Here is a 25,690-nt window from a genome sequence, read left to right as displayed (position 1 = left end):
AACAAGGCGGGATTAGCATGACAATGCTTGAAAAAACTACACGTTTTAATTTTTTATTTGATTTTTATCAAGCTCTCTTGACACCAAAGCAGCGAAACTATATGTCTCTTTATTATTTGGATGACTATTCGTTAGGTGAAATTGCGGAGGAATTTGAGATTAGCCGTCAAGCCGTTTACGATAATATTAAACGGACAGAAACAATGTTGGAAGAGTATGAAGAAAAATTAAATCTGTTTTCTAAATTTCAGGAACGAAATAAAATTATCAAGCAAATGCAGCTTTTTTTAGCGGAGGAAAAGCCTGATAAAGATAAGCTAATACAATATTTGAATTTGCTTGAAGAATTAGATTAGGGGGCGGCAATATGGCATTTGAAGGTTTAGCCGACCGATTGCAAGAAACGATGCAAAAGATTCGCGGCAAAGGGAAAGTGTCAGAGGCCGATGTCAAAGCAATGACGCGGGAAATACGACTAGCTCTACTTGCGGCAGACGTTAACCTCAAGGTCGTCAAACAATTTGTTCAGAAGGTAAGTGAAAGAGCTGTTGGACAGGAAGTAATGAAAAGTTTAACACCTGGTCAACAAGTTATTAAAGTTGTCAAAGAAGAGCTTACTGAAATAATGGGTGGAGAACAAAGTAAGATCGCTGTTTCTAATCGTCCTCCTACTGTCATTATGATGGTAGGTTTACAAGGTGCCGGTAAAACGACAACGACTGGAAAGTTGGCGAATTTGCTTCGGAAAAAGCAAAACAGAAATCCATTATTAGTTGCGGCAGATATTTATCGACCAGCAGCGATTAAGCAGTTAGAAACTCTAGGAAAGCAATTAAGTCTTCCTGTTTTCTCAATGGGAGATCAGATAAGTCCCGTTGAAATTGCGAAAAAAGCGATTGAAAAAGCAAAGGAAGAACACCATGATTATGTCTTGATCGATACTGCAGGTCGGCTTCATATCGATGGCGAGCTAATGGAAGAATTAAAGAATATAAAAGAAGCGACAAAACCAGATGAGATTTTTCTCGTTGTTGATGCTATGACAGGTCAGGATGCTGTTAATGTTGCGGAAAGTTTTAATGATCAGCTAGAAGTAACAGGAGTTGTTTTAACTAAACTCGATGGTGATACAAGGGGTGGGGCAGCCTTATCCATCCGTACTGTCACTGAAAAGCCAATTAAATTTGTTGGTATGGGTGAAAAAATGGATGCACTTGAACCTTTTCATCCTGAAAGAATGGCTTCAAGAATCCTTGGTATGGGGGACATGCTTTCTTTAATTGAGAAGGCAGAGGCTTCTGTAGATGAAGAAAAGGCTAAGGAATTGGAGCAGAAACTACGCACAGCTTCCCTAGATTTTGATGATTTTCTCGAACAATTAGAGCAAATGAAAAATATGGGGCCGCTTGATGAGTTATTAAAGATGATGCCTGGTGCAAATAAGATTAAGGGTATGAACAATCTTCAGGTTGATGATAAACAAATAGGCCGTGTTGAAGCAATTATCCGTTCCATGACAACAGCGGAGAAGCAACATCCAGACATAATTAATTCTGGTCGCAGGCGTCGAATTGCGAAAGGAAGCGGAACAACAATCCAAGAAGTGAACCGACTATTAAAGCAATTTGAAGAAATGAAAAAGATGATGAAACAAATGTCTGGCATGCAACAAAAAGGAAAAAAGAAGCGTGGCTTCAAACTCCCTTTTATGTAAAAAATGTAATGTTAAGATAAAATACTTTACAACCAATTATTCATTTGGTAATATAATTTCTTGTGTGAAACTATTCGGAGGTGCAAGTTAAAAATGGCAGTTAAAATTCGTTTAAAACGTATGGGAGCAAAAAAATCTCCTTTCTATCGTATCGTTGCAGCAGATGCACGTTCACCACGTGATGGTCGTATTATTGAAGAGATTGGAACATACAATCCAGTAGCCCAACCTCATCAAGTAACTATTAATGAAGAAGTAGCTCTTAAATGGCTACAAAATGGCGCAAAACCGTCAGATACAGTACGTAATCTGTTCTCTAAACAAGGGATTCTAGAAAAATTCCATAACGCTAAAAACGGGAAATAATTGAGGCGCAAATGGAAAAGTTAATTTTGTCGATTGTCAAGCCCATTGTTGATTTTCCGGATCAAGTCAAGGTGGATGCTAAGGAAGAAGAGCGGCGGATCACCTATCACCTTTCTGTTCATGAGCAAGATATCGGAAAAGTGATTGGGAAAAATGGTAGGGTCGCTAAATCCATCAGGACAGTTGTCTATGCAGCAGCAGGGTTAAAACAACAAAAGAAGGTATATTTGGAAATCGACGAATAGGGAGGAGAAATACCTCCCTTTTTATATGGAAAAGAAGTATCTATTGATTTTGTATAAAACAATACATAAATAAACGCGACTCGGAGGATGATAAAATGAAAATTCTCCAGACAGTATCTGTTAAACAAGTATTAACTGAAACAAGTAAACAAAAATTACTTTTAAGGTACAGCCAAAACAAACAACAGCTTGAAAAAGAATGTGACCAACTAATTTTCGAAATGAAAAAGCTTGAAAGAAGCCGAAAATACCCTTCAGGTGGATTAAAGACTCAATTTGATAAAGAGATTGATTTACGGAAAGAAAAGATGAAGCTGATAGAATTTCAAATAGAGCAACTTAATATACTGCCAATTGGAAGCGAATTACAAGATCAAGATTTTCAGGCTTTAATTGAGATAAAAGTTGGCGATAATTGGGATGAAATCATAAAAGGAAAAACAGTTGTCGTTACAGACGGCATCATTACTGAAATAAGGGAAAGGTGAAAAAGATGGAAAGATGGTTTAATGTAGGGAAAATTGTTAATACGCATGGTATAAATGGAGAAGTTAGAGTGATTTCCAGAACGGATTTTCCTGAAAAAAGGTATGCGAAGGGCAACCATCTTTCACTTTTTTTGAAAGGGAACAAAGAACCGATTACGTTGACTGTTAAAAGTCATCGTAAACATAAAAACTTTGATTTGCTTTCCTTTGAAGGTTATTCAAATATCAATGATGTTGAAAGTTGGAAAAATAGCATATTGAAAGTATCAGCAGATCAACTAGAAGAACTACCAGAAGGAGAATATTATTTTCATGAGATAATCGGCTGCACGGTGATTACAGAAGATGGTAGTCCGATTGGAATTGTAAATGATATTCTTACGCCCGGAGCAAACGATGTTTGGGTTGTACAAGGGAAGGACGGAAAAGAATTTCTAATTCCGTATATTGACGATGTAGTGCTAAAAGTTTCTAAGGCGGATAAAACGATCGTTATTAACCTAATGGAAGGGTTGCTTGATTAATGAGGATCGATGTTTTAACTTTGTTTCCTGAAATGTTTACAGGTGTTCTAGGCTCTTCTATTTTAAAAAAGGCTGCTGAAAAACAAGCTGTTTCATACCATATAGAAGATTTTCGACGTTTTTCAGATAATAAACATAAAGCGGTAGATGATTATCCATATGGTGGAGGGGCTGGTATGGTATTAAAACCGCAGCCTATTTTTGATGCGGTTGACCATTTGACCCAAAATACTACTACATCGCCAAGAGTAATTCTACTTTGTCCACAAGGTTCCCGTTTTGATCAAAAAAAAGCCGAGGAATTGTCACAAGAAGAGCACTTAGTTTTCATATGCGGACATTATGAAGGATATGATGAACGTATTCGAGAATATCTTGTAACGGATGAAATATCCATTGGAGACTATGTTCTAACTGGCGGAGAGCTTGGAGCTATGGTTATGATAGATGCTGTTGTCCGACTATTACCAGGTGTTCTCGGCAATGATGCGTCACCAATCTATGATTCATTTAGTCAAGGATTGCTTGAACATCCTCACTATACACGTCCAGCTGATTTCAGAGGGATGAAAGTACCTGATATACTACTATCAGGCAACCATGCGAAAATAGAAGAATGGCGAAAACAAGAGTCGATAAAAAGGACGAAGGAACGACGTCCAGATTTGTGGTCGCGGTATCAGTCCGATCCGCTAGAAGAAGACTGAGAATATTATTCCTTTTCATTTAAAAATTCAATTGAAATCAGCTTTTCAATGTGTTAATATATTTTTTGTGGCTAATCCGTTTAGCCTTAACAACGATGTTCCGCTACGAGGCAGAATGTTTGTAAGAGCATCGGTTGGAAGGAGATGAATTCGATGCACAAATTAATAGAAGAGATTACAAAAGAACAGCTTAAAACAGATCTTCCAAGTTTTCGCCCTGGAGACACAGTTCGTGTTCACGTAAAAGTCGTGGAAGGAACTCGTGAAAGAATCCAGTTGTTCGAAGGTGTAGTTATTAAACGCCGTGGAGGCGGAATTAGCGAAACATTTACGGTTCGCAAAATTTCCTATGGTGTTGGGGTAGAGCGTACTTTCCCTGTACACACTCCAAGAATTGCAAAACTTGAAGTCGTGCGTCGTGGTAAGGTACGTCGTGCAAAACTTTACTACATGCGTAAATTACGCGGTAAAGCAGCTCGAATCAAAGAAATTCGATAGTTATACCGAAATAATTAACAGCAATGAATGTAAAAGGAGCTTGAATGAAAACAAGCTCCTTTTTCTATACTTATTTTTAATTGTTTTTAATTAGTTAGTTTTCTTGTACAATAGTGTATACATATAGTGTAGGGAAAGATCGTACTGGAAATTAATGGGATGGTGACAAGATGGCAAAAGAAAAAAATGAACTTTGGGAATGGACAAAAGCATTGCTGATTGCGATTGCACTAACTGCAATCATTCGTTATTTCTTATTTACTCCAATTGTAGTTGATGGCTATTCTATGATGCCAACTCTTCATAATGGAGATAAAATGATTGTCAATAAACTTGGTAAACCGGAGCGATTTGATATTATCGTTTTCCACGCACCAGAACATAAAGATTATATAAAGCGTGTTATTGGTCTACCTGGTGATACTGTAGAATATCGAAATGATGTTTTATATATTAATGGTAAAGCTTATGATGAACCCTATTTAGCTGATTATAAGGCACAAATTGTCGATGGATTATTAACAGAAGATTTCTCTTTAGAAGATACACCACTCGGACAGGCTACTGTTCCTGAAGGCGAGTTATTTGTTATGGGGGATAACCGACGATCTAGTAAAGACAGTCGCCATATAGGGACAATTTCTATAAATGAAGTCATCGGTGATACGAAGGTCGTATTCTGGCCAATGAAAGATATTAGAGTTGTGAAATAGAAGAACAGGGTGAGAATTTATGACGATACAATGGTTTCCAGGCCATATGGCGAAAGCACGTCGAGAAGTGACCGAAAGATTAAAATTAGTCGATATTATTTTTGAGCTAGTTGATGCACGTATTCCCGTGTCGTCCTCCAATCCGATGCTAGCAGAAATTATTCAGCAAAAGCCTCGGCTCATTTTATTAAATAAATCTGATATGGCTGATAAAGCACTGACAAGAAAATGGATTGATTATTATGCAAGTCAAGGGCAAGTGGCACTGTCGATTAATTCCCATGCTGGGGTTGGAATGAAAGAGATCGTTAAAGCGGCGGAAACAGTCTTAAAAGAGAAACGGGAAAGAGATAAGGCTAAAGGATTGAGACCTAGAGCCATTAGAGCAATGATTGTAGGCATACCTAATGTCGGGAAATCAACCTTAATTAACAGGCTTGTCAAGCGTAATATCGCTAAAACTGGGAATACACCAGGGGTAACGAAGGCTCAACAGTGGATCAAAGTAGGTAAAGAACTGGAGCTTTTAGACACTCCTGGGATTTTATGGCCAAAATTTGAAGATCCTCAAACGGGCTATAAACTGGCCTTAACAGGGGCAATTAAGGATACTTTACTTAATATGCAAGATATTGCGACTTTTGGTTTAGAATTTATTCAAAATTACTATCCTGATAAGCTGCTAGAGCGTTATCAAATAACTGAATTTCCCGATGAAATAACCGACTTATTTAAAAAAATTGCTGCATCTAGAGGATTGATTTCAAAACTTGGCGAAGTAGATTATGATAAAACAGCCGAAATGATAGTACGAGATATACGTTCGCAAAAATTAGGCAATATGACATTTGATTTTCCAGAAGATGATCTCCAAATAGAGATAGACTAATTATTTTTGAAGTAATGGAGTTTAAAATGAAGACATTAACGATTAAGGAAATAAAAGAACGATTAGAAACAATAACTGATGAGCAAGATGCTTTCTTGAAGGAATTAGAGTTCGATTCTCGTAAAGGAGTATATAATCTTAAAGAGAACTGGTATAAGCGAAAACAAAAAGAGTTAGAAGAGCAAGAACGATATAACAGTATGTTAAAATATGAAAGCGAATTGACTGACCAAGGTTTTCATTTTATTGCTGGTATCGATGAAGTTGGGCGTGGACCACTAGCAGGACCAGTTGTTTCTTCTGCTGTTATATTACCTGCAAATATATACATTAAGGGATTAAATGACTCAAAACAATTAACTTCAGCTAAACGTGAGTATTTGTATGAAATAATAATGGAAAAAGCAGTTGCAGTTGGTATTGGAATTATTTCAGCTGAAGAAATTGATCGCCTTAATATTTATGAAGCGACGAAAAAGTCAATGCTTGCGGCTGTGAGTAGCTTGAAGACAAATCCTGACTTTTTATTGATTGACGCGATGACACTGGGTAGTCCTTATCCTGAAAAATCAATCATTAAAGGAGATAGCCATAGCGTTTCAATAGCAGCAGCTTCTATTGTGGCAAAAGTTACAAGAGATAGAATGATGAAGGAATATCATAAAAAATATCCCGAATATGGATTTAATGAGCATATGGGATATGGCACAAAAGCTCATTTAAACGTAATTAACACACTAGGACCATGTCCCATCCACCGCAAATCATTTGCTCCTATAAGAAAAGCGTAAGCGCCTGTTTAGCGGCGTACGAACTTTTAAATAAGGATGAACGGCTAAAGACACGCCGTCCTGGCGCAACGCCGTTCTGACCAACGTCCTGTTGGCCTGAGATAAAGGAAACACGGCGAGGAACGAGCCGATGTTGACTTATCGTAGGAAGAAGCTGAAAGTTCGCTAGCCGCTAGGCGCTGAAGCTAGTCAATAGAAAAGCGGAAGGCAGCGTTTAGCGACGTACAAACTTTTTAAATAAGGATGAACGGCTAAAGACGCGCCGTCCTGGCGCAACGCCGTTCTGACCAACGTCCTGTTGGCCTGAGATAAAGGAAACACGGCGAGGAACGAGCCGATGTTGACTTATCGTAGGAAGAAGCGTAGAAGTTTGCTAGTCGCTGCTGCCTAGAGCTAGACAAAGAAAAGCGTAAGCGCCTGTTTAGCGACGTACGAACTTTTAAATAAGGATGAACGGCTAAAGACACGCCGTCCTGGCGCAACGCCGTTCTGACCAACGTCCTGTTAGGCTTATCGCAGGAAGAAGATGAAGCTTGCAAGTCGCTAGTTTCTGTAGCTAGGCTAGTTTAAGAAACAACATGCTAGTTTAAAAAGCCGCGCGATGGAAATTTAAACTTTCCTATTCTAATTAAACTGTTAAATGAGTGTGAATTAGGTATGCAATTTCAATCAGTCTTAAATTCAATGTTTCAGGATATTGTCCGAGAAGAACGTTCGCTTCAATTCAGAGTTGGACAAATTTTTTATGGAAAAGTGAATCGACTTTTTAATGGACAGCACGCAGAAATTTCTCTTGGTTCTCACAAGCTAATTGCAAAATTGGAAGTCCCTCTAGTAAGTGGCGAAGGTTACTGGTTACAAGTAGCGTCGGATGAGGAAGGCGTACAATTAAAATTATTAGAAGGTTATTCACAATTTCCCCAAAACACCTCAAAGGTTGCTACTTTTATTCGAACCCTCGGTCTCCGCGATACGAAAACTAATCAAATGCTCGGAAACTATTTACTTAAAGAGGAGCTATCCCTGACAAAGGCTGAAATACTCACAGCTGCAAAGTTATTGTCGGAAGTCTCTGATACAGGATTGGGATTACAAACAATTAAGATGATGAAAGAAAAAAACATGCCACTAAATGAGGCTGTTTTTAAATCGTTTATGGCCGTTGAGCAAGAGCATTCGACCGTGGATTTAATACGTCATTTGCAGAGGGCGCTTACGATAGAAAAAGATATTCAGCGCTCTGGACAGGACCTCTTACAATTAATAAGAAGTTGGAATTTAGAGTCTGAAAAACAAATGACTTTGCAAACTGAATTTGGACGCCACGAAGCACTAAAAGAATTAAAACAGGGGATAACGCGAACAGGCTTCGATTATGAAGCCAAGATATTAAATGGCGATATACAAAAGGAAAATTTCTCAGAGGCCCTTAAGCCCTTATTAGTTCGATATATTCAGGATGGAAGCATCCATAGTAGTCTACAGACAAAGGAAATAGTCGGACAATTATTAAACAGAATGAATGGTTTTCAACTTCATTCGAATGAGTTTAATCAACTTCAAACTATAATGTACGAAATTCCAATTACAATTGGTGGATCAATAAGGGAGCTTACGATGCAATGGTCTGGAAAAAGAGCAAATGATGGAAAACTTGATCCGAATTTTTGTCATATTATGTTTTATTTGGAACTACAAAACTTGGAAAGCACTATCGTAAATATGCATGTCCAAAATCGGATAGTTAACATAACTATCATTAATGACTCAAAAACTATTCAAACCATGGCTGGGGACCTCATTCCGGTATTGAAAAACGGTCTAAAGGATTTAAATTATACGTTATCAGGTGTTCATTTCAAAGAAACCTATCAAGAAAAAGTACAAAAAAAGAAGAAAGCTTATCATCAAACGTATGCAAGTTCAGGAGTTGATATAAGAATATGAAAAATAAAATAGAGGCTGTTGCGCTACGATATTCTGGGAATGTAGATGATGCCCCTGTAGTGTTGGCGAAAGGGAAAGGTGTAGTCGCCGAGAATATTTTAGATAAAGGAAAAGAACATCAAATTCCCATACAAGAGGATCCTACACTAATCGAATTATTAAGCCAACTAAACATTAATGAAGCGATTCCCGAAGAGCTATACCAAGCAGTTGCTGAGGTTTTTGCTTTTGTTTATCGTTTAGACCAAAAGCAAGTGAAGAATTAAGCGTTTTAATTTTAAAGGTGGACAGAAAGTAACCGTTTTAATACAATAGAAAAGGCAACGTATTTTTTGATTGTATGACAGGAGGATGGAAAATGAATATCCATGAATATCAAGGTAAGGAAATCCTTAGGAAATATGGGGTTACTGTACCGAATGGAAAAGTCGCTTTTAGTGTAGAAGAAGCGGTTGATGCGGCGAAAAATCTTGGTTCCGCAGTATGTGTTGTCAAAGCCCAAATCCACGCTGGCGGAAGAGGAAAAGCTGGTGGTGTTAAAGTTGCTAAAAATTTGGATGAAGTACGTACATATGCAGATGAAATATTAGGGAAAACACTTGTAACCCATCAAACAGGTCCTGAAGGTAAAGAAGTTAAACGCCTACTTATTGAAGAAGGTTGCGATATTAAAAAAGAATATTATGTCGGTGTAGTAGTAGACCGAGCAACAGACAGGGTTGTATTGATGGCCTCAGAAGAAGGTGGTACTGAAATTGAGGAAGTTGCAGCTCAAACACCAGAAAAGATTTTCTATGAAACCGTTGACCCTGTTGTAGGATTAACTGGATTCCAAGCGCGCAGACTTGCTTTTAATATTAACATACCTAAAGAACTTATTAATAAGGCCGCTAAGTTTATGATGAGTCTTTACACTGCTTTCATTGAAAATGATTGCTCGATCGCTGAAATTAATCCGCTTGTAGTAACTGGAGACGGAAATGTTATGGCGCTCGATGCTAAACTAAATTTTGATGATAACGCATTATTTAAACATAAAGATATTCTTGAATATCGTGACCTTGATGAAGAAGATCCAAAAGAAATTGAAGCATCTAAATATGACCTTAGCTATATAGCACTTGATGGTAATATTGGCTGCATGGTTAATGGAGCAGGTCTTGCAATGGCCACAATGGATATCATCAAGCACTATGGTGGAGACCCGGCAAACTTCCTTGATGTTGGCGGCGGTGCTACTGCAGAAAAAGTAACTGAGGCTTTTAAAATTATCCTTTCAGATGATAAAGTAAAAGGTATTTTCGTTAATATTTTTGGTGGAATTATGAAGTGCGATGTCATTGCTACTGGGGTTGTCGAAGCCGCTAAGCAAGTTGGACTAGCAGTTCCTCTAGTTGTTAGATTAGAAGGAACGAATGTTGACCTTGGTAAAGAAATATTAAATCAATCAGGATTAAATATTATTGCTGCAGAATCAATGGCAGATGGAGCACAAAAAATTGTAGAACTTGTAGGTTAATAGTTTACAATTTCGCTATTTCAGTATGAGAATAAAAGCTTTCATATTAGATAAAGTAAATGAACGCCGGAGGAAATAGGAAAGGCAGGGAAAATCATGAGTGTTTTTGTCAATAAAGATACAAAAGTAATTGTTCAAGGAATTACGGGTTCTACAGCTCAATTTCATACGAAGCAAATGCTTGAGTATGGTACAAAAATTGTTGGAGGTGTCACTCCAGGAAAGGGCGGCACAGAGGTAGAAGGGGTACCCGTTTTCAATACGGTAGAAGACGCTGTGAAAGCGACAGGAGCAAATGCATCTGTTATTTATGTTCCAGCGCCATTCGCTGCAGATGCTATTCTTGAAGCGGTAGACGCCGAATTAGACCTAGTTATTTGTATTACCGAACATATTCCTGTGTTAGACATGGTCAAGGTTGTTCGTTATATGGAAGGGAAGAAAACTCGTTTAGTTGGTCCTAACTGCCCAGGTGTTATTACACCAGATGAATGTAAAATTGGCATTATGCCGGGATATATTCACACGAAAGGCCATGTAGGCGTAGTTTCCCGCTCTGGAACTTTAACGTATGAAGCTGTTCATCAATTATCACAGGCAGGTGTTGGCCAGTCAACAGCTGTGGGGATCGGTGGAGATCCTGTAAACGGAACAAATTTCATTGATACTTTAAAAGCTTTTAACGATGATCCAGAAACGGAAGCTGTTATTATGATTGGTGAAATCGGCGGTACTGCAGAAGAGGAAGCCGCTCAGTGGGTTAGAGAAAATATGACGAAACCTGTAGTCGGATTTATCGGCGGGCGCACTGCACCTCCAGGAAAAAGAATGGGGCATGCAGGTGCGATCATTTCCGGTGGTAAAGGTACAGCTGATGAGAAAATCCGTGTTATGAATGAATGTGGTATCCAAGTTGCAGAAACCCCATCTGTTATTGGTGAAACGATGATAAAAGTTCTGAAAGAAAAGGGCTTATATGAAAAATGTAAAACTCATTAAAGAGTAGTACAAATGTGATAGTCCTCTTATAAGAAGGGGACTATCACACATAAAAATAAGTAAAGGAGAATGATTAAAATATTCAAGGAAAGACTATTTCATCTTATTCATTCTAATTTAAGTTACCGTTCAATTAGAAATCTCCTTAAGTCAGATCCTCAATTAACTCAACTTTACACAATGCCGACTCCGAAGCTTCAACAAATATTCCAACTTGATAATGCTAAAATGAATAATTTTACAAAAGAGTTTACTTCTATTAAAGTCGATAAGCTTTTGTCCCTCTATAAATCCCATAGTATTAATTTTATAACCGAAAAAGATCCTGAATATCCTCCCATTTTAAAAGAAATACATACGCCTCCTTTTGCACTATTCCTTTTGGGAAATAAATCACTATTATCCAATAAATCTTTGGCAGTTGTTGGAGCACGTGATGCTGATGAATATGGTAAGATGACATTAAGAATTTTATTGCCTCCGTTAATTAAAAAGAAGTTTGTTATCGTTAGTGGACTAGCGAAGGGGGCAGATACTTTTGCTCACGAACAAACGATTCAGTTAAAAGGGAAAACAATAGCGGTGCTAGGTGGAGGGTTTTATCATTTATATCCTAAGGAAAATAAAAATCTCGCAACTGTTATAGCGAAAGAACATCTATTAATATCAGAATATCCTCCGATTAAGAAACCAGAAAAATGGCATTTTCCAATGCGCAATCGAATCATTGCAGGTCTTTCCCTAGGCACAATTGTTATACAAGCTAAAAAGCGTAGTGGCTCTTTGATAACGGCTGATTCAGCATTAGAGGCTGGTAGGGAAGTATTCGCATTACCTGGGCCTATTTATCATAAGCTATCTGAAGGAACGAATCAGCTTATTCAACAAGGGGCTAAATTAGTTTTGTCAGCCCATGATATCTTGGATGAATTATACTTAGAATAAATGGAAATTATGGCTAAAGAGTATTTTTTGAGTGTTAAATACAATCTTATCATTGACAAAATGAAAATAGCCATATAGTATTTACTCTGATTTAATGATAAAAATTGGTCAAATTTTTCTATCCGTATATACTTTAAATTGTTGCAAATATATATTGCGTAATCACGAATTATTTAGCTTTGGGGAGGATTTTGAATGACGGATTATTTGGTGATTGTGGAATCGCCTGCGAAAGCGAAAACTATTGAACGTTATTTGGGGAAAAAATATAAAGTAAAAGCGTCTATGGGACATGTTAGAGATTTGCCTAAAAGTCAAATGGGCGTTGATGTAAATGAAAATTTCGAACCGAAATATATAACGATTAGAGGAAAAGGGCCAATTTTGAAAGAATTGAAAACCGCCGCTAAAAAGGCTAAAAAAGTTTATCTAGCGGCTGACCCTGATCGTGAAGGTGAAGCAATTGCATGGCATTTGGCAAATAGTCTTGATGTTGATATAGCTTCAGATTGTCGGGTTGTATTCAATGAAATTACGAAGGATGCTATTAAGGAGAGTTTCAAACATCCGCGACCTATCAATATGGATTTGGTTGATGCACAGCAAGCAAGACGAATATTAGATCGATTGGTTGGATACAACATCAGCCCACTGTTATGGAAAAAGGTTAAAAAAGGACTTAGTGCTGGACGTGTACAATCCGTTGCGGTTCGATTAATTATCGATCGGGAAAATGAAATTAAAAAATTCATCCCGGAAGAATACTGGAGTATCAATGGTAACTTCAAAAAGGGTAAAGAGAATTTCCAAGCGGATTTTTACGGGTTGGAAGGAAAGAAAAAGAAATTAAGTTCTAAAGAAGATGTTGATTCTGTTATGGGAATGTTGGATGGAAAGACGTTTCAAGTTGAAACCGTTGAAAAAAAGGAAAGAAAAAGAAATCCTGCACTTTCTTTTACAACATCGTCTCTACAACAGGAGGCTGCTCGTAAATTAAATTACCGAGCTAAAAAAACAATGATGCTAGCTCAGCAACTCTACGAAGGAATTGAACTTGGTAAAGAAGGCACTGTCGGATTAATCACTTACATGAGAACGGATTCAACTAGGATTTCAGAAGTAGCTCAAAAAGAAGCTGCATCGTATATTGAAGATCAGTATGGAAAAGAATACCTTAAGTCAGGTAACCAGAAAGGTACAAAATCGGGAAATACTCAAGACGCCCATGAAGCGGTGCGTCCTACAAGTATCTTACGTGAGCCTAATACAGTTAAATCATATTTATCAAGAGATCAATTTAGGTTGTACAAATTAATATGGGAAAGATTTGTTGCAAGCCAAATGGCGCCTGCTGTTATGGATACGATGACAGTAAACTTAAAAAATGGCCCAATTACTTTCCGTGCGAATGGGTCAAAAATAAAATTCCCAGGCTTTATGAAAGTTTATGTAGAAGGAACAGATGATCAGCAAGAGGAAAAAGAGAATATGTTGCCTAATATGGAGCCGGGGGATAGTGTTCTTGCTGAAAAATTGCTTCCGAAACAACATTTTACTCAACCGCCTCCCAGATATACAGAGGCAAGACTTGTAAAAACTATGGAAGAATTAGGAATTGGACGTCCATCCACCTATGCACCTACTCTGGATACGATTCAAAGGCGTGGATATGTCGCACTAGATAATAAAAGATTTGTTCCTACTGAATTAGGTGAAATTATCCATGAACTTATTATGGAGTTTTTCCCAGAAATTATCGATGTTGATTTCACTGCGAAGATGGAAAATGAACTTGATAGCATTGAAGAAGGGAAAGTGGAATGGGCTTCCATTATCGATGATTTTTATCAAGGATTTGAGAAAAACTTAAAAAAAGCGGAAGTAGAAATGCAAGAAGTTGAAGTCAAAGATGAATATGCTGGGGAAGATTGCGAAAACTGCGGGAACCCTATGGTTATTAAAATGGGGCGTTACGGGAAATTTATGGCTTGCAGTAATTTTCCAGATTGTCGAAATACAAAACCGATTGTGAAACAAATTGGGGTTCGTTGTCCTAATTGTAAAGAGGGTAATATCATCGAAAGGAAAAGTAAGAAAAAGCGAATTTTTTACGGCTGTGATCGATACCCTAAATGTGAATTTGTTTCTTGGGATAAACCTTTAGAGCGGCCTTGTCCAAAGTGTAATGGTGTCCTTGTTGAGAAAAAGCTTAAAAAAGGGATCCAAGTACAGTGCATGAGCTGTGATTATAAAGAAAAGACTGTGGAATGATCTTTTAAAAGACTATCCTATTATGGGGTAGTCTTTTTGAAAGGATAGAAAAGTTTACGAAGAATTTTAGAATTATATGGGCAGATGAAAATATATCCTCAAATTAAAGTTTCTTTTTTTTTATTTTTTTACTCTTAAAATTAAAAAGGAAATCTTTAAAATTTAAAATGTTTGGCGAATCCTGTAAAATATTGTACTATGATATAAGATGCTTTGAAGTTAAGATCATATTGTATATTGAATTGTTCTAAAAGAAGGAAAAAATGACAAAATCGTGAATATATATATACACAACAATTCAAAACTTTATGAAAAGTCCGTAACATTTATTGCTATGGTTACTAATTTATGATACTATTTAGTAGCCCTATGAGGTGAAACGATGAGTAAGTTTTCAGATGAATCAGTTTACTCTTTTGTTGAATACCTGCAAATTGAAAAAAACTATTCTCCATACACGATTGAATTTTACCGTAAAGATCTTGAACAATTTTTATTGTTCATACATTCACAAGGGATCACTTCAATTATGGATGTGGAATATCTTGACGCCCGCCTATACGTCACAGAACTGTATAATCAGAAATTGTCCAGAGCATCTGCAGCAAGAAAAATTTCTAGTCTTCGCAGCTTTTATAAGTTTCTTGTAAGGGAGAAACTAGTGGAAGAAAATCCTTTTGCTTATATAATACAACCAAAAAGGAGTAGGAGACTCCCAAGTTTTTTTTATGAAGAAGAGCTTGAGCAATTATTTAAAGTACAGGATAATACACCTTTAGGAATAAGGAATTTGGCGATCGTCGAACTTCTTTATGCTACTGGTATTAGAGTTAGTGAGTGTGCAGGTATTCAATTGAAAGATATTGATTTTGATTTATCAACAGTACTTGTTAGAGGAAAAGGTAGTAAAGAAAGGTATGTGCCTTTTGGTAGTTTTGCGCATAATGCACTAGAAAGATATCTATATGACGGTAGAGTTAAGCTCTTAAATGGTCAAACCGATCATCAAACTTTGTTTCTTAATTCCCGTGGAGGTGCACTTTCACCGAGAGGTATTCGTTATATATTACCAAAGATGATCGAATCTGCTTCATTGACGGGGAAAATTTATCCCCATATGCTACGTCATACATTCGCAACCCACATGTTAAATAACGGTGCCGATATGAGGACAGTTCAGGAACTGCTTGGGCATTCCCAACTATCTTCGACCCAAGTTTATACACATGTAACGAAAGATCATTTACGAAAAACTTATATGAATCATCACCCTCGAGCATAAAAATAGGCAAGGAGGAAGAATGTTGAGCCAATTTCATGCCACAACAATATTTGCGATCCAACACAAAGGGAAATGTGCTATGGCAGGCGATGGTCAAGTAACATTTGGAAATGCTGTCGTGATGAAACATACTGCAAGGAAAGTTCGAAAGCTCTTTAATAACAGAGTATTGGCCGGTTTTGCCGGTTCTGTAGCAGACGCTTTTACGTTATTTGAGAAGTTTGAAAGTAAGCTTCAAGAATTTAACGGTAATCTGCAAAGAGCAGCAGTTGAATTAGCTAAAGAATGGAGAAGCGACAAAGTATTAAGACAGTTAGAAGCAATGCTGATCGTAATGGATAATGATAATCTATTGCTAGTCTCTGGTACTGGAGAAGTCATTGAACCAGACGATGGGATACTTGCAATCGGATCAGGTGGGAATTATGCCTTAGCTGCTGGTCGGTCCTTGAAAAATTACGCTTCTGAACAGCTTTCGGCAAAAGAAATTGCTCAAGCTTCCTTAGAAATCGCCGCGGATATTTGCGTGTACACAAATAGGAATATCATTGTTGAAGAACTAAATTAAAACGATGGATCTGAAAAAATTCGCTTTTTAGGAGGGGATAGTTTGGTGAATGAACAAAGAGGCTTGAATATGACACCTCGTCAAATTGTTGAAAAACTTGATCAATACATTATTGGACAAAGAGATGCTAAAAGAGCTGTTGCAGTTGCTCTTCGAAATCGTTATCGTCGTGGATTATTAAACTCAGATATACGAGATGAAATTATTCCGAAGAATATTTTAATGATTGGGCCGACTGGTGTGGGGAAGACGGAAATAGCTAGAAGGCTTGCAAAACTAGTTCGAGCTCCATTTATTAAAGTCGAAGCGACCAAGTTTACGGAAGTCGGCTACGTTGGCCGCGACGTAGAATCAATGGTCAGAGATTTAATGGAGACGTCGATAAGGGTTGTAAAAGAAGAAAAAATGGCAGTTGTTAAAGCCCAGGCTGAAAAACAGGCTAATGAACGACTTGTTAAACTACTTGTCCCTTCTAAGAAAAAAACGGAAAACTTCAAAAATCCATTCGAAATGATCTTTGGTAACCAAAACCAAGATTCCTCTAACGATAATGATGATAATCAAGAGGAAATGAGTTTAAGGGAAAAACGAAGGGTAATAACAGAAAAGCTTGCTAATGGCGAATTGGAAAATGAGCTAGTTCAAGTGGAAGTGGAAGAACAACAACCTTCAATGTTTGATATGCTTCAAGGTTCGGGTATGGAACAAATGGGAGTCTCTATGCAAGATGCACTTGGTAGCCTCATTCCGAAGAAAAAGAAGAAGCGTAAATTGCCTGTGAAAGAAGCGCGTGTAGTTTTAACGAACGATGAAGCGCAAAAGTTAATTGATATGGATGAAGTAACTCAAACAGCTATTTTTAGGGCTGAACAGACAGGTATTATATTCATTGACGAAATTGATAAAATAGCTAGTAAAAACAGTGGTTCTGCTTCCGCAGATGTATCAAGAGAAGGAGTGCAAAGAGATATTCTTCCTATTGTTGAAGGATCAACAGTTGTAACGAAATATGGGCCTGTTAAGACAGATCATATTCTTTTTATTGGGGCGGGTGCTTTTCATATTTCGAAACCATCTGACTTAATTCCTGAGCTACAAGGAAGGTTTCCGATTCGAGTGGAATTGGAAAAATTATCTCCGGAGGACTTTGTGAGAATTCTTACAGAGCCAGATAATGCGATTATTAAACAATATATCGCACTTCTTGAAACAGAAGGTATACAAATTGATTTTACAGACGATGCTATTCACAGACTTGCAGAAATTGCCTTTAATGTAAATCAGGAGACTGATAATATTGGCGCTAGAAGACTGCATACCATTATGGAAAAGCTTCTTGAAGATCTTTCGTTTGAAGCCCCAGATGTAGCTTTGGATAAAGTCTCCATTACTAGAGATTATGTGGATGAGAAATTAGCAGTCATTTCCAAAAATAAAGATTTGAGTCAATTTATTTTATAATGGCTTAATTCCTACTAACAAGTCACATCTATATCAATAAACATGATAGTAAAACCTCTATCGAACATCGTAATATTAATGCTAAGAGATTCAATTAAATGATCGTAATAATTACACTCAAGGAGGAAATAAGTAAGATGGAATTATTATCAAGAACTAGAACAATCAATGCTATGCTACAAAAAGCAGCTGGGAAAAATGTTAATTTTAATGAAATGGCAGAAACGTTAAGCAGTGTTATTGAAGCTAATACATTCGTATTAAGCCGCAGAGGAAAATTACTTGGTTTTGCCATCAACGTACAAATTGAAAATGACAGAATGAAAAAAATGTTAGAAGATAGACAATTTCCGGAAGAATATACTAATTCCTTGTTTAATGTAACGGAAACTTCATCCAACTTGGGCATGGAAAGTAACTACACTGCGTTTCCGGAAGAAAATAAAGATTTATTCTCGAATAGCTTAACAACAATTGTGCCAATTGTCGGTGGTGGAGAGAGACTAGGTACTTTAATCCTTGCTCGCCTGGAAAAAGAATTTAATGATGATGACTTAATCTTGGCTGAATATGGAGCGACTGTAGTCGGTATGGAAATTTTACGTGAAAAATCAGAGGAAATTGAAGAAGAGGCTAGAAGCAGAGCTGTTGTTCAAATGGCCATTAGTTCATTATCTTATAGTGAACTTGAAGCGATTGAACATATATTCGAGGAATTGAATGGTACAGAAGGATTGTTAGTTGCTTCTAAGATTGCTGATCGCGTTGGTATAACACGTTCTGTTATTGTAAATGCTTTAAGGAAATTGGAAAGTGCTGGAGTCATTGAATCCCGTTCACTAGGTATGAAGGGTACTTACATCAAGGTTCTAAATTCTAAATTTCTTAAAGAACTTGAACAGCTTAAATCTTAAGTTCTTTTAAAAAGACTGCCTGATCAATGGCAGTCTTTTTTTTGCTTAGGAAGGGTGAAAAGTGAGTTTTGTCATATCTTTTGAAATCTGGACTTCTGCCATTCAAGTAGGGTAGGTCTAATATACGCATATTTAATTGAAGTTTCAAGCAACTCTGTTTTTAACAAAAATGTGTATTCAGGTTAAAAGGAATGGTTCTCAAGTCCTAAATGAGGTTTAGTTACTAGAATCTGTCATAAAAATTGTGTCAGGATATATGGACGAAATGTTACATTAGTAATACAATTATAGTAGAATTTTGTCTAAAGATAGATTAATATAGAAAGTGGTGGAAGAAATGGAATTATTTTCCAACACAATACGGTCACTGGAAAATGGTTTAAACTACTCAGCGGTTAAGCATAAAGTCATAGCGCAAAATATTGCAAATGTAGATGTGCCTAATTATAAGTCAAAAGGGGTAGAGTTTCGTCAGGTTTTAGAGGATGCTAATAAAACGCTAAACTTGAACAGAACAGATTCTCGTCATTTGGATTTAAATACTTCCAACAGTACACCTAAAATATTTACAAAACAAAATCTGCAGTATCAAGATAACGGGAATAATGTCGATGTTGATCAAGAAATGTCAGATTTAGCCCAGAATCAAATCTATTATCAAGCATTGATTGAAAGGCTTAATGGGAATTTTTCATCACTTTCTAATGTAATTAAAGGAGGAAGGTAACGTGTCAATGTTCAAAGGCATGGGAATAACATCCTCAGCATTAACGGCACAACGCTTAAGAATGGATACTATATCATCCAATATGGCTAATGTGGATACAACACGTGGAAAGTATGTAAATGGACAGTGGCAGCCATATACGAGAAAAATGGTTGTCATGCAGCCGCAAGGTTCTTCTTTTTCATCTTTCCTTCAAAAAGCGGAAAATCAACTGAATGGTGTCAAGGTGTCGAAAATAGTCGAAGATGACTCCCCTTATCAGCTTGTTTACGACCCAAATCATCCAGAAGCAAATGAAGAGGGTTATGTACAATTACCGAATGTTGATCCACTTCGTGAAATGGTTGATTTAATTAGCGCAACACGATCGTATGAGGCGAATGTCACAGTATTTAATGCAACAAAGTCAATGTACACTAAAGCACTAGAGCTTGGTAAGTAAGAATTTATCCAAGGGGAGGATCTATTATGATTATTCAAAATGGTACTGTTGCAAATGCTCAATTATTCCCAATTAAAAACGTCAGTCAAAATCAAGTAGCTACAACATCTAAAGAAAATAGCTTTGGAAATATGCTTAAAAAAGCAATGGATGAGGTAAATCAAGCTCAAATTGATTCTAGTAACTCAACGCAAAAATTGATACAAGGTGAAAATATCGAATTGCACGATGTGATGATCACTGCACAAAAAGCATCTATCACGATGCAAGCAGCGTTAGAAATTCGAAATAAGGCAGTTGAAGCATATCAAGAAATGATGAGGATGCAAGTATAATATCGGGAAATATTCCGAACCTTTTACTATATTTTAACAAAAGTATTATTTTTTTTGCTTTTTGTAAAGATAAGGTTCTAGTCCATATTTGTTTCAAATGTAATTTGGTAAGGGGCTTATAAATGAGAGAATCAATAAATAAACAGATTGAAAGATTAAAAGAATTTTGGATAAACAGGACAGGGAATCAAAAAGCACTTTTAATTGGCTCTGTACTAGCAGTTTTGCTTTTAGGTTTCGGTATTATATATTTTTCTACAAAAACTACTTTTGTACCTCTCTATTCTAATATGACACCTCAAGAAACAGGTTCAATCAAAGAGAACTTAGATTCGAAAGGGATTAAATCGGAAATTTCAAATGGCGGGACAACCATTAAAGTTCCGAAAGAAAATGTTGAGTCACTGAAAGTAGAACTTGCAGCTGAAGGTATTCCAAAGACGGGGAATATCGACTATTCGTTCTTTGGAGAGAACGCTGGCTTTGGGATGACCGATAATGAGTTTAATGTATTAAAGCTTAGTGCAATGCAAACGGAATTAGCTGAATTAATTAAGACTGTTGATGGGGTCCAACAGGCTAAAGTTATGCTTAATTTACCTAATAAAGGGATATTCTTGAATGATGCTAATGAAGAAGCATCAGCTTCTATTATTCTTCAAACAAAACCAGGATATCAATTTAATGAAAAGCAAATTCAATCTCTTTATCACCTAGTCGCAAAAAGTGTTCCTAGTTTGCCCGTTGAAAATATTGTGATTCGTAATCAATTCCTAGAATATTTTGATCTGAATCAAAGCCAATATGCTGATAATGGTATAACGCAACAAATGCAGATAAAAAAAGAAATTGAAAGAGACATTCAGCGTCAAGTTCAAAATATGTTAGGAACATTAATGGGCTTTGATAAAGTTGTAACATCTGTCACTGCAGATATCGACTTTACTCAAGAAAATCGCGATGAAAATTTAGTTTCACCCGTAGATGAAGATAGTATGAGTGGTCTGGCCATTAGTGCCCATCGAATTACCGAAACATATACAGGAAATGGAGATCAAGCTGGAGGAATCCCGCCGACAGGGGACGAGACAGATACTGGTGGAACCCAATACCTAGAAGGCACTAATTCAAACGGAGACTATGAAAAAACAGAGGAAACTATAAATAATGAAATTAATAGAATCCATAAGCAGATAGTTGAAAGTCCATATAAAATTCGTGATCTTGGCATCCAAGTAATGGTAGAACCTCCAAATCCCGATGATGTTAATTCTTTTCCTGAAGAGAGAAGACAAGATATTCGCGATATTTTATCGACTATAGTAAAAACGTCGATTGATAAAAATGTAGGAACGGACCTCTCTGATGAATCCGTTGAAAGCAAAATTATGGTTTCAGTTCAGCCTTTTAACGGAAAAGTAGAAATTTCAGATTCTCCTGGGAACAAGATTCCTTGGTGGGTTTATATCGTCGGAGGGTTGCTGCTAACAGTCATCGGAATATTATTATTTTTCCTAGTAAGAAGTAAGAAAGTGCATGAAGAAGAGGAAGATGATTTTACAGATGAGATTGTCGATGCCCCGATTGACATACCTGAGCTTCAAGAGGAAAATTTATCGGATTCACACATTCGTAAAAAACAATTGGAAAAACTCGCCAAGGAAAAGCCTGATGAGTTTGCTAAACTATTGCGGACTTGGTTGGCGGAGGATTAGGAGGGATAAAGTTGTCAAAAAAAGGATTGTCTGGCAAACAAAAAGCTGCTATTCTCTTAATTTCTCTGGGTCCAGATGTGGCTTCATCTGTTTATAAGCATCTATCAGAAGAAGAAATTGAAAAATTAACATTGGAAATCTCTGGTGTTCGAAAAGTTGAATCATCTGCGAAGGAAGATGTTCTTGATGAATTTCATAATATTGCGATGGCACAAGATTATATTTCGCAAGGAGGAATAGGTTACGCAAAAACCGTGTTAGAGAAGGCGCTTGGGGAAGAACAAGCCTTGGCGATTATCAATAGACTAACGTCTTCCTTGCAAGTTCGTCCATTTGACTTTGCAAGGAAGGCAGATGCAGCACAAATTTTGAATTTTATTCAGAATGAACATCCGCAAACGATAGCTTTAATTTTGTCGTATTTAGATCCAGAAAAAGCAGGTCAAATTCTCTCGGAATTACCTCAAAACATGCAAACGGATATTGCAAGGAGAATCGCTGTTATGGACAGTACTTCTCCAGAGGTAATAAGCGAAGTTGAATCAATTTTGGAAAGAAAACTTTCCACAACAGTTACACATGATTATACGCAAACCGGAGGAATTGAAACAGTTGTTGAAGTTCTAAACGGTGTTGATCGTGCGACGGAAAAAACGATTCTAGATGCACTCGGAATTGAAGATCCCGATTTAGCGGAAGAGATTAAAAAACGAATGTTTGTATTTGAAGATATAGTCACTCTTGATAATCGTTCCATCCAACGTATTATTCGTGAATGCGAAAATGAAGACTTAATTTTGGCGCTTAAGATTTCTAGTGAGGAAGTGAAAGAAATTGTGTATCGAAATATGTCTGCCCGGATGGTAGAAACGATAAAAGAAGAAATGGAATTTATGGGTCCAGTGAGATTGCGTGATGTAGAGGAAGCTCAATCGAAAATTGTTGGGATTATCCGCAGACTGGAGGATTCTGGAGAAATCATTGTAGCACGTGGTGGAGGAGATGATATTATTGTCTAGGTTGTTCAAGAATAAATCTTTTTCCGCGTATGAGAATACGAAGGTTATTCACGTGAAGAATATTCGGATTGAGAATGATCAACAGGCAGTAATAGAGCCCTCATTCTATGAAGAAGAACGTCAAACAATCCTCTCAAATGCTAAAAAAGAGGCGTCATTGATTCTGGAACAAGCAAAGAAGCAAGCCGATATGTGCCTTGAAAATATAAATAAGCAACAAGAAGAATGGGTTCAAGAAAAGAAAAATCTCATGGAGCGTGCTTATGAAGAAGGACTGCAGATCGGGATTGCTGATGGAAGACTTCAAGGGAAAGCTGAATATGTAGAGGTTATAGAAAGTGCACAAAAAATAGTCGAACAGTCAAAAGTGGCATTTCATGAACATATTGAAAGCTCAGAAACTGATATTTTGCAGATTGCTATTGCTTCAGCAGAGAAGATTATTCAGTGTAGTTTAACGGATAAGCCTGAAAGTTTTGTTGGACTAGTTAAAAAGACGATTAAAGAGGCAAAGGATTCGCAGGAAATCCAACTACACGTAAATCCTATACACTATGAATTTCTTGTGAAAGAAAAACAAGAGTTGGAAGCTGTATTTCCAAAAGAAGTTCAATTATATATATATCCCGATACAGAGTTAGATGAAGATGCCTGTTTTATCGAATCCGAAAACGGCAGGATTGATGCAAGTATTTCCAGTCAACTTACTGAATTGAAAGGGAAATTACTAGAATTGCTTGACGGTGAAAATAAATGAGAGCAAAAGACTTAATTCCACTTATTAAAACGGTCAACACATATAAGAGGTATGGAAAGGTCAGTAGGGTTGTAGGGTTAATGATCGAATCCATTGGACCAGAAAGTTCGATTGGTGATGTTTGCTACATTCATGTTGGAAATGGAACGAAACGGAAAATTATAGCCGAGGTAGTTGGATTCAAAGAACAGCATATAATTTTGATGCCATATACTCACATTCGAGAGATTGCTCCAGGTAGTCTTGTGGAAGCAACGTCTAAACCATTACAAATTAAGGTGGGTCCAGAATTAATTGGCAGAGTAGTAGATTCATTAGGTAATCCTATTGATGGAATGGGATTACCAACAGGTATGACAACAACTGATGCAGACAGAAATCCACCTAACCCTTTAAATAGACCGCCAATCTCAGAAAAATTGGAAGTAGGTGTCCGTCCAATTGACAGTTTGTTAACTGTAGGCAAAGGACAAAGACTCGGGATTTTTGCCGGTAGTGGGGTTGGTAAAAGTACATTACTTGGTATGATCGCCCGTAATACGAAGGCAGATATTAATGTTATTGCACTAATTGGAGAACGGGGAAGAGAAGTAAGGGAGTTTATTGAACGGGATCTCGGACCAGAAGGATTGCAAAAATCAATCATTGTTGCGGCAACATCTGATATGCCAGCACTAATGCGAATAAAAGGAGCTTTCACGGCAACTGCAATTGCTGAATATTTCCGTGATAAAGGCAAAGATGTCATGTTTATGATGGATTCTGTTACAAGGGTAGCAATGGGACAAAGAGAAGTAGGCCTTGCAGTCGGAGAACCGCCAGCAACAAAAGGATATACTCCTTCCGTATTTTCGATTCTTCCACAATTAATGGAGCGAACAGGGACGAATGAAAATGGGTCGATCACAGCCTTTTATACAGTTTTAGTCGATGGTGACGATATGAATGAACCAATTGCGGATGCGGTACGAGGGATTTTGGATGGACATATTGTGCTTGATCGGAATCTAGCTAATAAAGGTCAATTCCCAGCTATAAATATATTGAAAAGTATAAGTAGATTAATGAGCGGTCTGGCGACGAAAGAACATCAAATTGCAGCGAATAGAATTCGAGACTTATTAAGCATTTATACAAACTCAGAAGATTTGATTAATATTGGAGCCTATAAACGAGGTGCGTCAAAAGAAATTGACGAGGCTATTCAAATGTATCCAAACATTGTCTCGTTTTTAAAACAAGCAACAGATGAGAAGATTTCTATTGATGATAGTATTCAATCATTAATTCATTTGGCAAGAACGGGTGAAATGAATTGAGCTACAAATATAAATTCCAAAAAATATTAAATTTAAAAGAAAACGAAAAAGAGCAAGCTCTTGGTTTGTATCAAGACTCTGTGAAGAAATTTACTATTGCAGCTGAAAGTCTTTATGAACTATTAAAGAAAAAAGAAGATCTAGAACAATATCAATTAAATGAATTAGCAAGCGGATTGTCAGTTCACAAGATTAGACATTATCAGCAATTTATTTTCAATCTTGAAAAATCAATTGAACATGCTCAAACACTCGTTAACCGTGCTCGGAATACGATGGCTTGGTATGAAGAGAAGTTAAAAGAATGCAATATAGAAGTGAAGAAATATGAAACTCTAAAAGAGAAAAGTATGAATCTCTATAAGCAAATGCTAAACGAAATAGAAAATAAGAACCTCGATGAATTTTCTTCACAGCAATATTATTATCGGGGAGGAAGCTAGGTGAACAAGTGGAAAAGGCCTTAAACAAACAAACCGTAGAAAAGGAAGTAAGCTCTTTTCAACGCTTCATTTATTGGGTTTTGATTCCGCTT

Annotated in this window: 29 protein-coding genes; all 29 read left to right on the top strand. The window is 37.0% G+C overall.

Features of this window, described 5'->3' with window-relative positions; all coding sequences use genetic code 11:
- Window positions 1-23 precede the first annotated feature (23 nt).
- A complete protein-coding gene (locus tag BN1243_RS04800; RefSeq protein WP_062110414.1) occupies window positions 24-356 on the top strand; it encodes a putative DNA-binding protein in 333 nt (110 codons plus the stop codon).
- An 11-nt stretch (window positions 357-367) separates the two neighbouring features.
- Window positions 368-1,714: a signal recognition particle protein gene (gene ffh / locus BN1243_RS04795; protein ID WP_062105101.1), complete on the top strand. Its 1,347-nt coding sequence runs from the start codon at window positions 368-370 to the stop codon at window positions 1,712-1,714.
- A 93-nt stretch (window positions 1,715-1,807) separates the two neighbouring features.
- On the top strand, window positions 1,808-2,080 hold the full coding sequence (gene rpsP / locus BN1243_RS04790; protein ID WP_062105100.1) for a 30S ribosomal protein S16: 273 nt from the start codon (window positions 1,808-1,810) through the stop codon (window positions 2,078-2,080).
- An 11-nt stretch (window positions 2,081-2,091) separates the two neighbouring features.
- Window positions 2,092-2,325: a KH domain-containing protein gene (locus BN1243_RS04785; RefSeq protein ID WP_062105099.1), complete on the top strand. Its 234-nt coding sequence runs from the start codon at window positions 2,092-2,094 to the stop codon at window positions 2,323-2,325.
- Between the two features lie 95 nt (window positions 2,326-2,420).
- Window positions 2,421-2,813: a YlqD family protein gene (locus tag BN1243_RS04780; protein ID WP_062105098.1), complete on the top strand. Its 393-nt coding sequence runs from the start codon at window positions 2,421-2,423 to the stop codon at window positions 2,811-2,813.
- 5 nt (window positions 2,814-2,818) lie between these two features.
- Window positions 2,819-3,337: a ribosome maturation factor RimM gene (gene rimM, locus BN1243_RS04775; RefSeq protein WP_062105097.1), complete on the top strand. Its 519-nt coding sequence runs from the start codon at window positions 2,819-2,821 to the stop codon at window positions 3,335-3,337.
- The gene (trmD, locus tag BN1243_RS04770; RefSeq protein WP_062105096.1) at window positions 3,337-4,044 is read left to right on the top strand and encodes a tRNA (guanosine(37)-N1)-methyltransferase TrmD; all 708 of its coding nucleotides are present in this window, start codon (window positions 3,337-3,339) and stop codon (window positions 4,042-4,044) included. Before rimM ends, trmD begins: the two co-directional genes overlap by 1 nt.
- Window positions 4,045-4,197: 153 nt before the next feature.
- The gene (gene rplS / locus BN1243_RS04765) at window positions 4,198-4,542 is read left to right on the top strand and encodes a 50S ribosomal protein L19 (RefSeq protein ID WP_062105095.1); all 345 of its coding nucleotides are present in this window, start codon (window positions 4,198-4,200) and stop codon (window positions 4,540-4,542) included.
- 170 nt (window positions 4,543-4,712) lie between these two features.
- Window positions 4,713-5,255, top strand: a complete 543-nt coding sequence (gene lepB / locus BN1243_RS04760; RefSeq protein ID WP_062105094.1) for a signal peptidase I — start codon at window positions 4,713-4,715, stop codon at window positions 5,253-5,255.
- Window positions 5,256-5,274: 19 nt separating this feature from the next.
- Window positions 5,275-6,144 carry a ribosome biogenesis GTPase YlqF gene (gene ylqF / locus BN1243_RS04755; protein ID WP_062105093.1) on the top strand — a complete coding sequence of 290 codons (870 nt, stop codon included), beginning with the start codon at window positions 5,275-5,277 and terminating at the stop codon, window positions 6,142-6,144.
- Between the two features lie 26 nt (window positions 6,145-6,170).
- Window positions 6,171-6,935, top strand: a complete 765-nt coding sequence (locus BN1243_RS04750) for a ribonuclease HII (RefSeq protein ID WP_062105092.1) — start codon at window positions 6,171-6,173, stop codon at window positions 6,933-6,935.
- A 657-nt stretch (window positions 6,936-7,592) separates the two neighbouring features.
- Window positions 7,593-8,882 carry a hypothetical protein gene (locus tag BN1243_RS04745; protein ID WP_062105091.1) on the top strand — a complete coding sequence of 430 codons (1,290 nt, stop codon included), beginning with the start codon at window positions 7,593-7,595 and terminating at the stop codon, window positions 8,880-8,882.
- Window positions 8,879-9,148, top strand: a complete 270-nt coding sequence (locus BN1243_RS04740) for an EscU/YscU/HrcU family type III secretion system export apparatus switch protein (RefSeq protein WP_062105090.1) — start codon at window positions 8,879-8,881, stop codon at window positions 9,146-9,148. Before BN1243_RS04745 ends, BN1243_RS04740 begins: the two co-directional genes overlap by 4 nt.
- Window positions 9,149-9,240: 92 nt before the next feature.
- Entirely contained in the window at window positions 9,241-10,401 is a 1,161-nt protein-coding gene (gene sucC / locus BN1243_RS04735; RefSeq protein ID WP_062105089.1) for an ADP-forming succinate--CoA ligase subunit beta, read from the top strand.
- Window positions 10,402-10,497: 96 nt separating this feature from the next.
- Entirely contained in the window at window positions 10,498-11,400 is a 903-nt protein-coding gene (gene sucD / locus BN1243_RS04730; protein WP_062105088.1) for a succinate--CoA ligase subunit alpha, read from the top strand.
- Window positions 11,401-11,469: 69 nt separating this feature from the next.
- Complete coding sequence (gene dprA / locus BN1243_RS04725; RefSeq protein WP_062105087.1) at window positions 11,470-12,345, top strand: DNA-processing protein DprA; 876 nt, start codon at window positions 11,470-11,472, stop codon at window positions 12,343-12,345.
- A gap of 195 nt (window positions 12,346-12,540) precedes the next feature.
- The gene (gene topA / locus BN1243_RS04720; RefSeq protein WP_062105086.1) at window positions 12,541-14,616 is read left to right on the top strand and encodes a type I DNA topoisomerase; all 2,076 of its coding nucleotides are present in this window, start codon (window positions 12,541-12,543) and stop codon (window positions 14,614-14,616) included.
- Window positions 14,617-14,998: 382 nt separating this feature from the next.
- On the top strand, window positions 14,999-15,898 hold the full coding sequence (gene xerC, locus BN1243_RS04715; protein WP_062105085.1) for a tyrosine recombinase XerC: 900 nt from the start codon (window positions 14,999-15,001) through the stop codon (window positions 15,896-15,898).
- 22 nt (window positions 15,899-15,920) lie between these two features.
- Window positions 15,921-16,466, top strand: a complete 546-nt coding sequence (gene hslV / locus BN1243_RS04710; protein ID WP_062105084.1) for an ATP-dependent protease subunit HslV — start codon at window positions 15,921-15,923, stop codon at window positions 16,464-16,466.
- A gap of 69 nt (window positions 16,467-16,535) precedes the next feature.
- Window positions 16,536-17,927, top strand: coding sequence for an HslU--HslV peptidase ATPase subunit (gene hslU, locus BN1243_RS04705; protein ID WP_062110412.1), 1,392 nt, complete (start codon window positions 16,536-16,538; stop codon window positions 17,925-17,927).
- Between the two features lie 137 nt (window positions 17,928-18,064).
- Window positions 18,065-18,841: a GTP-sensing pleiotropic transcriptional regulator CodY gene (gene codY / locus BN1243_RS04700; RefSeq protein WP_062105083.1), complete on the top strand. Its 777-nt coding sequence runs from the start codon at window positions 18,065-18,067 to the stop codon at window positions 18,839-18,841.
- Between the two features lie 337 nt (window positions 18,842-19,178).
- Window positions 19,179-19,568, top strand: coding sequence for a flagellar basal body rod protein FlgB (flgB, locus tag BN1243_RS04695; protein ID WP_062105082.1), 390 nt, complete (start codon window positions 19,179-19,181; stop codon window positions 19,566-19,568).
- Between the two features lie 7 nt (window positions 19,569-19,575).
- Complete coding sequence (gene flgC / locus BN1243_RS04690; protein ID WP_084782281.1) at window positions 19,576-20,010, top strand: flagellar basal body rod protein FlgC; 435 nt, start codon at window positions 19,576-19,578, stop codon at window positions 20,008-20,010.
- Between the two features lie 26 nt (window positions 20,011-20,036).
- Window positions 20,037-20,345 (top strand): flagellar hook-basal body complex protein FliE, encoded by a 309-nt coding sequence (gene fliE, locus BN1243_RS04685; protein WP_062105080.1) that lies wholly within the window; start codon window positions 20,037-20,039, stop codon window positions 20,343-20,345.
- A gap of 122 nt (window positions 20,346-20,467) precedes the next feature.
- A complete protein-coding gene (fliF, locus tag BN1243_RS04680) occupies window positions 20,468-22,060 on the top strand; it encodes a flagellar basal-body MS-ring/collar protein FliF (protein WP_062105079.1) in 1,593 nt (530 codons plus the stop codon).
- Between the two features lie 11 nt (window positions 22,061-22,071).
- Window positions 22,072-23,079, top strand: a complete 1,008-nt coding sequence (gene fliG, locus BN1243_RS04675) for a flagellar motor switch protein FliG (protein ID WP_084781815.1) — start codon at window positions 22,072-22,074, stop codon at window positions 23,077-23,079.
- Window positions 23,072-23,836, top strand: coding sequence for a flagellar assembly protein FliH (gene fliH, locus BN1243_RS04670; RefSeq protein WP_062105078.1), 765 nt, complete (start codon window positions 23,072-23,074; stop codon window positions 23,834-23,836). The genes fliG and fliH overlap by 8 nt, the downstream gene beginning before the upstream one ends.
- On the top strand, window positions 23,833-25,155 hold the full coding sequence (fliI, locus tag BN1243_RS04665) for a flagellar protein export ATPase FliI (RefSeq protein WP_062105077.1): 1,323 nt from the start codon (window positions 23,833-23,835) through the stop codon (window positions 25,153-25,155). The genes fliH and fliI overlap by 4 nt, the downstream gene beginning before the upstream one ends.
- A complete protein-coding gene (fliJ, locus tag BN1243_RS04660) occupies window positions 25,152-25,598 on the top strand; it encodes a flagellar export protein FliJ (protein WP_062105076.1) in 447 nt (148 codons plus the stop codon). Before fliI ends, fliJ begins: the two co-directional genes overlap by 4 nt.
- Window positions 25,599-25,690 lie beyond the last annotated feature (92 nt).

The organism is Bacillus niameyensis (genome assembly GCF_001375535.1).
Taxonomy (GTDB): Bacteria; Bacillota; Bacilli; order Bacillales; family Bacillaceae_C; genus Lederbergia; species Lederbergia niameyensis.
Note: the sequence above shows the minus strand (reverse complement) of the source record. Positions and strands in the feature narration are given on the sequence as shown.

Coding starts and splice junctions, on each gene's coding strand:
- BN1243_RS04800 (WP_062110414.1), top strand. CDS start 24: ATGCTTGAAAAAACTACACGTTTTAATTTTTTATTTGATTTTTATCAA.
- ffh (WP_062105101.1), top strand. CDS start 368: ATGGCATTTGAAGGTTTAGCCGACCGATTGCAAGAAACGATGCAAAAG.
- rpsP (WP_062105100.1), top strand. CDS start 1,808: ATGGCAGTTAAAATTCGTTTAAAACGTATGGGAGCAAAAAAATCTCCT.
- BN1243_RS04785 (WP_062105099.1), top strand. CDS start 2,092: ATGGAAAAGTTAATTTTGTCGATTGTCAAGCCCATTGTTGATTTTCCG.
- BN1243_RS04780 (WP_062105098.1), top strand. CDS start 2,421: ATGAAAATTCTCCAGACAGTATCTGTTAAACAAGTATTAACTGAAACA.
- rimM (WP_062105097.1), top strand. CDS start 2,819: ATGGAAAGATGGTTTAATGTAGGGAAAATTGTTAATACGCATGGTATA.
- trmD (WP_062105096.1), top strand. CDS start 3,337: ATGAGGATCGATGTTTTAACTTTGTTTCCTGAAATGTTTACAGGTGTT.
- rplS (WP_062105095.1), top strand. CDS start 4,198: ATGCACAAATTAATAGAAGAGATTACAAAAGAACAGCTTAAAACAGAT.
- lepB (WP_062105094.1), top strand. CDS start 4,713: ATGGCAAAAGAAAAAAATGAACTTTGGGAATGGACAAAAGCATTGCTG.
- ylqF (WP_062105093.1), top strand. CDS start 5,275: ATGACGATACAATGGTTTCCAGGCCATATGGCGAAAGCACGTCGAGAA.
- BN1243_RS04750 (WP_062105092.1), top strand. CDS start 6,171: ATGAAGACATTAACGATTAAGGAAATAAAAGAACGATTAGAAACAATA.
- BN1243_RS04745 (WP_062105091.1), top strand. CDS start 7,593: ATGCAATTTCAATCAGTCTTAAATTCAATGTTTCAGGATATTGTCCGA.
- BN1243_RS04740 (WP_062105090.1), top strand. CDS start 8,879: ATGAAAAATAAAATAGAGGCTGTTGCGCTACGATATTCTGGGAATGTA.
- sucC (WP_062105089.1), top strand. CDS start 9,241: ATGAATATCCATGAATATCAAGGTAAGGAAATCCTTAGGAAATATGGG.
- sucD (WP_062105088.1), top strand. CDS start 10,498: ATGAGTGTTTTTGTCAATAAAGATACAAAAGTAATTGTTCAAGGAATT.
- dprA (WP_062105087.1), top strand. CDS start 11,470: ATGATTAAAATATTCAAGGAAAGACTATTTCATCTTATTCATTCTAAT.
- topA (WP_062105086.1), top strand. CDS start 12,541: ATGACGGATTATTTGGTGATTGTGGAATCGCCTGCGAAAGCGAAAACT.
- xerC (WP_062105085.1), top strand. CDS start 14,999: ATGAGTAAGTTTTCAGATGAATCAGTTTACTCTTTTGTTGAATACCTG.
- hslU (WP_062110412.1), top strand. CDS start 16,536: ATGACACCTCGTCAAATTGTTGAAAAACTTGATCAATACATTATTGGA.
- codY (WP_062105083.1), top strand. CDS start 18,065: ATGGAATTATTATCAAGAACTAGAACAATCAATGCTATGCTACAAAAA.
- flgB (WP_062105082.1), top strand. CDS start 19,179: ATGGAATTATTTTCCAACACAATACGGTCACTGGAAAATGGTTTAAAC.
- flgC (WP_084782281.1), top strand. CDS start 19,576: ATGTTCAAAGGCATGGGAATAACATCCTCAGCATTAACGGCACAACGC.
- fliE (WP_062105080.1), top strand. CDS start 20,037: ATGATTATTCAAAATGGTACTGTTGCAAATGCTCAATTATTCCCAATT.
- fliF (WP_062105079.1), top strand. CDS start 20,468: ATGAGAGAATCAATAAATAAACAGATTGAAAGATTAAAAGAATTTTGG.
- fliI (WP_062105077.1), top strand. CDS start 23,833: ATGAGAGCAAAAGACTTAATTCCACTTATTAAAACGGTCAACACATAT.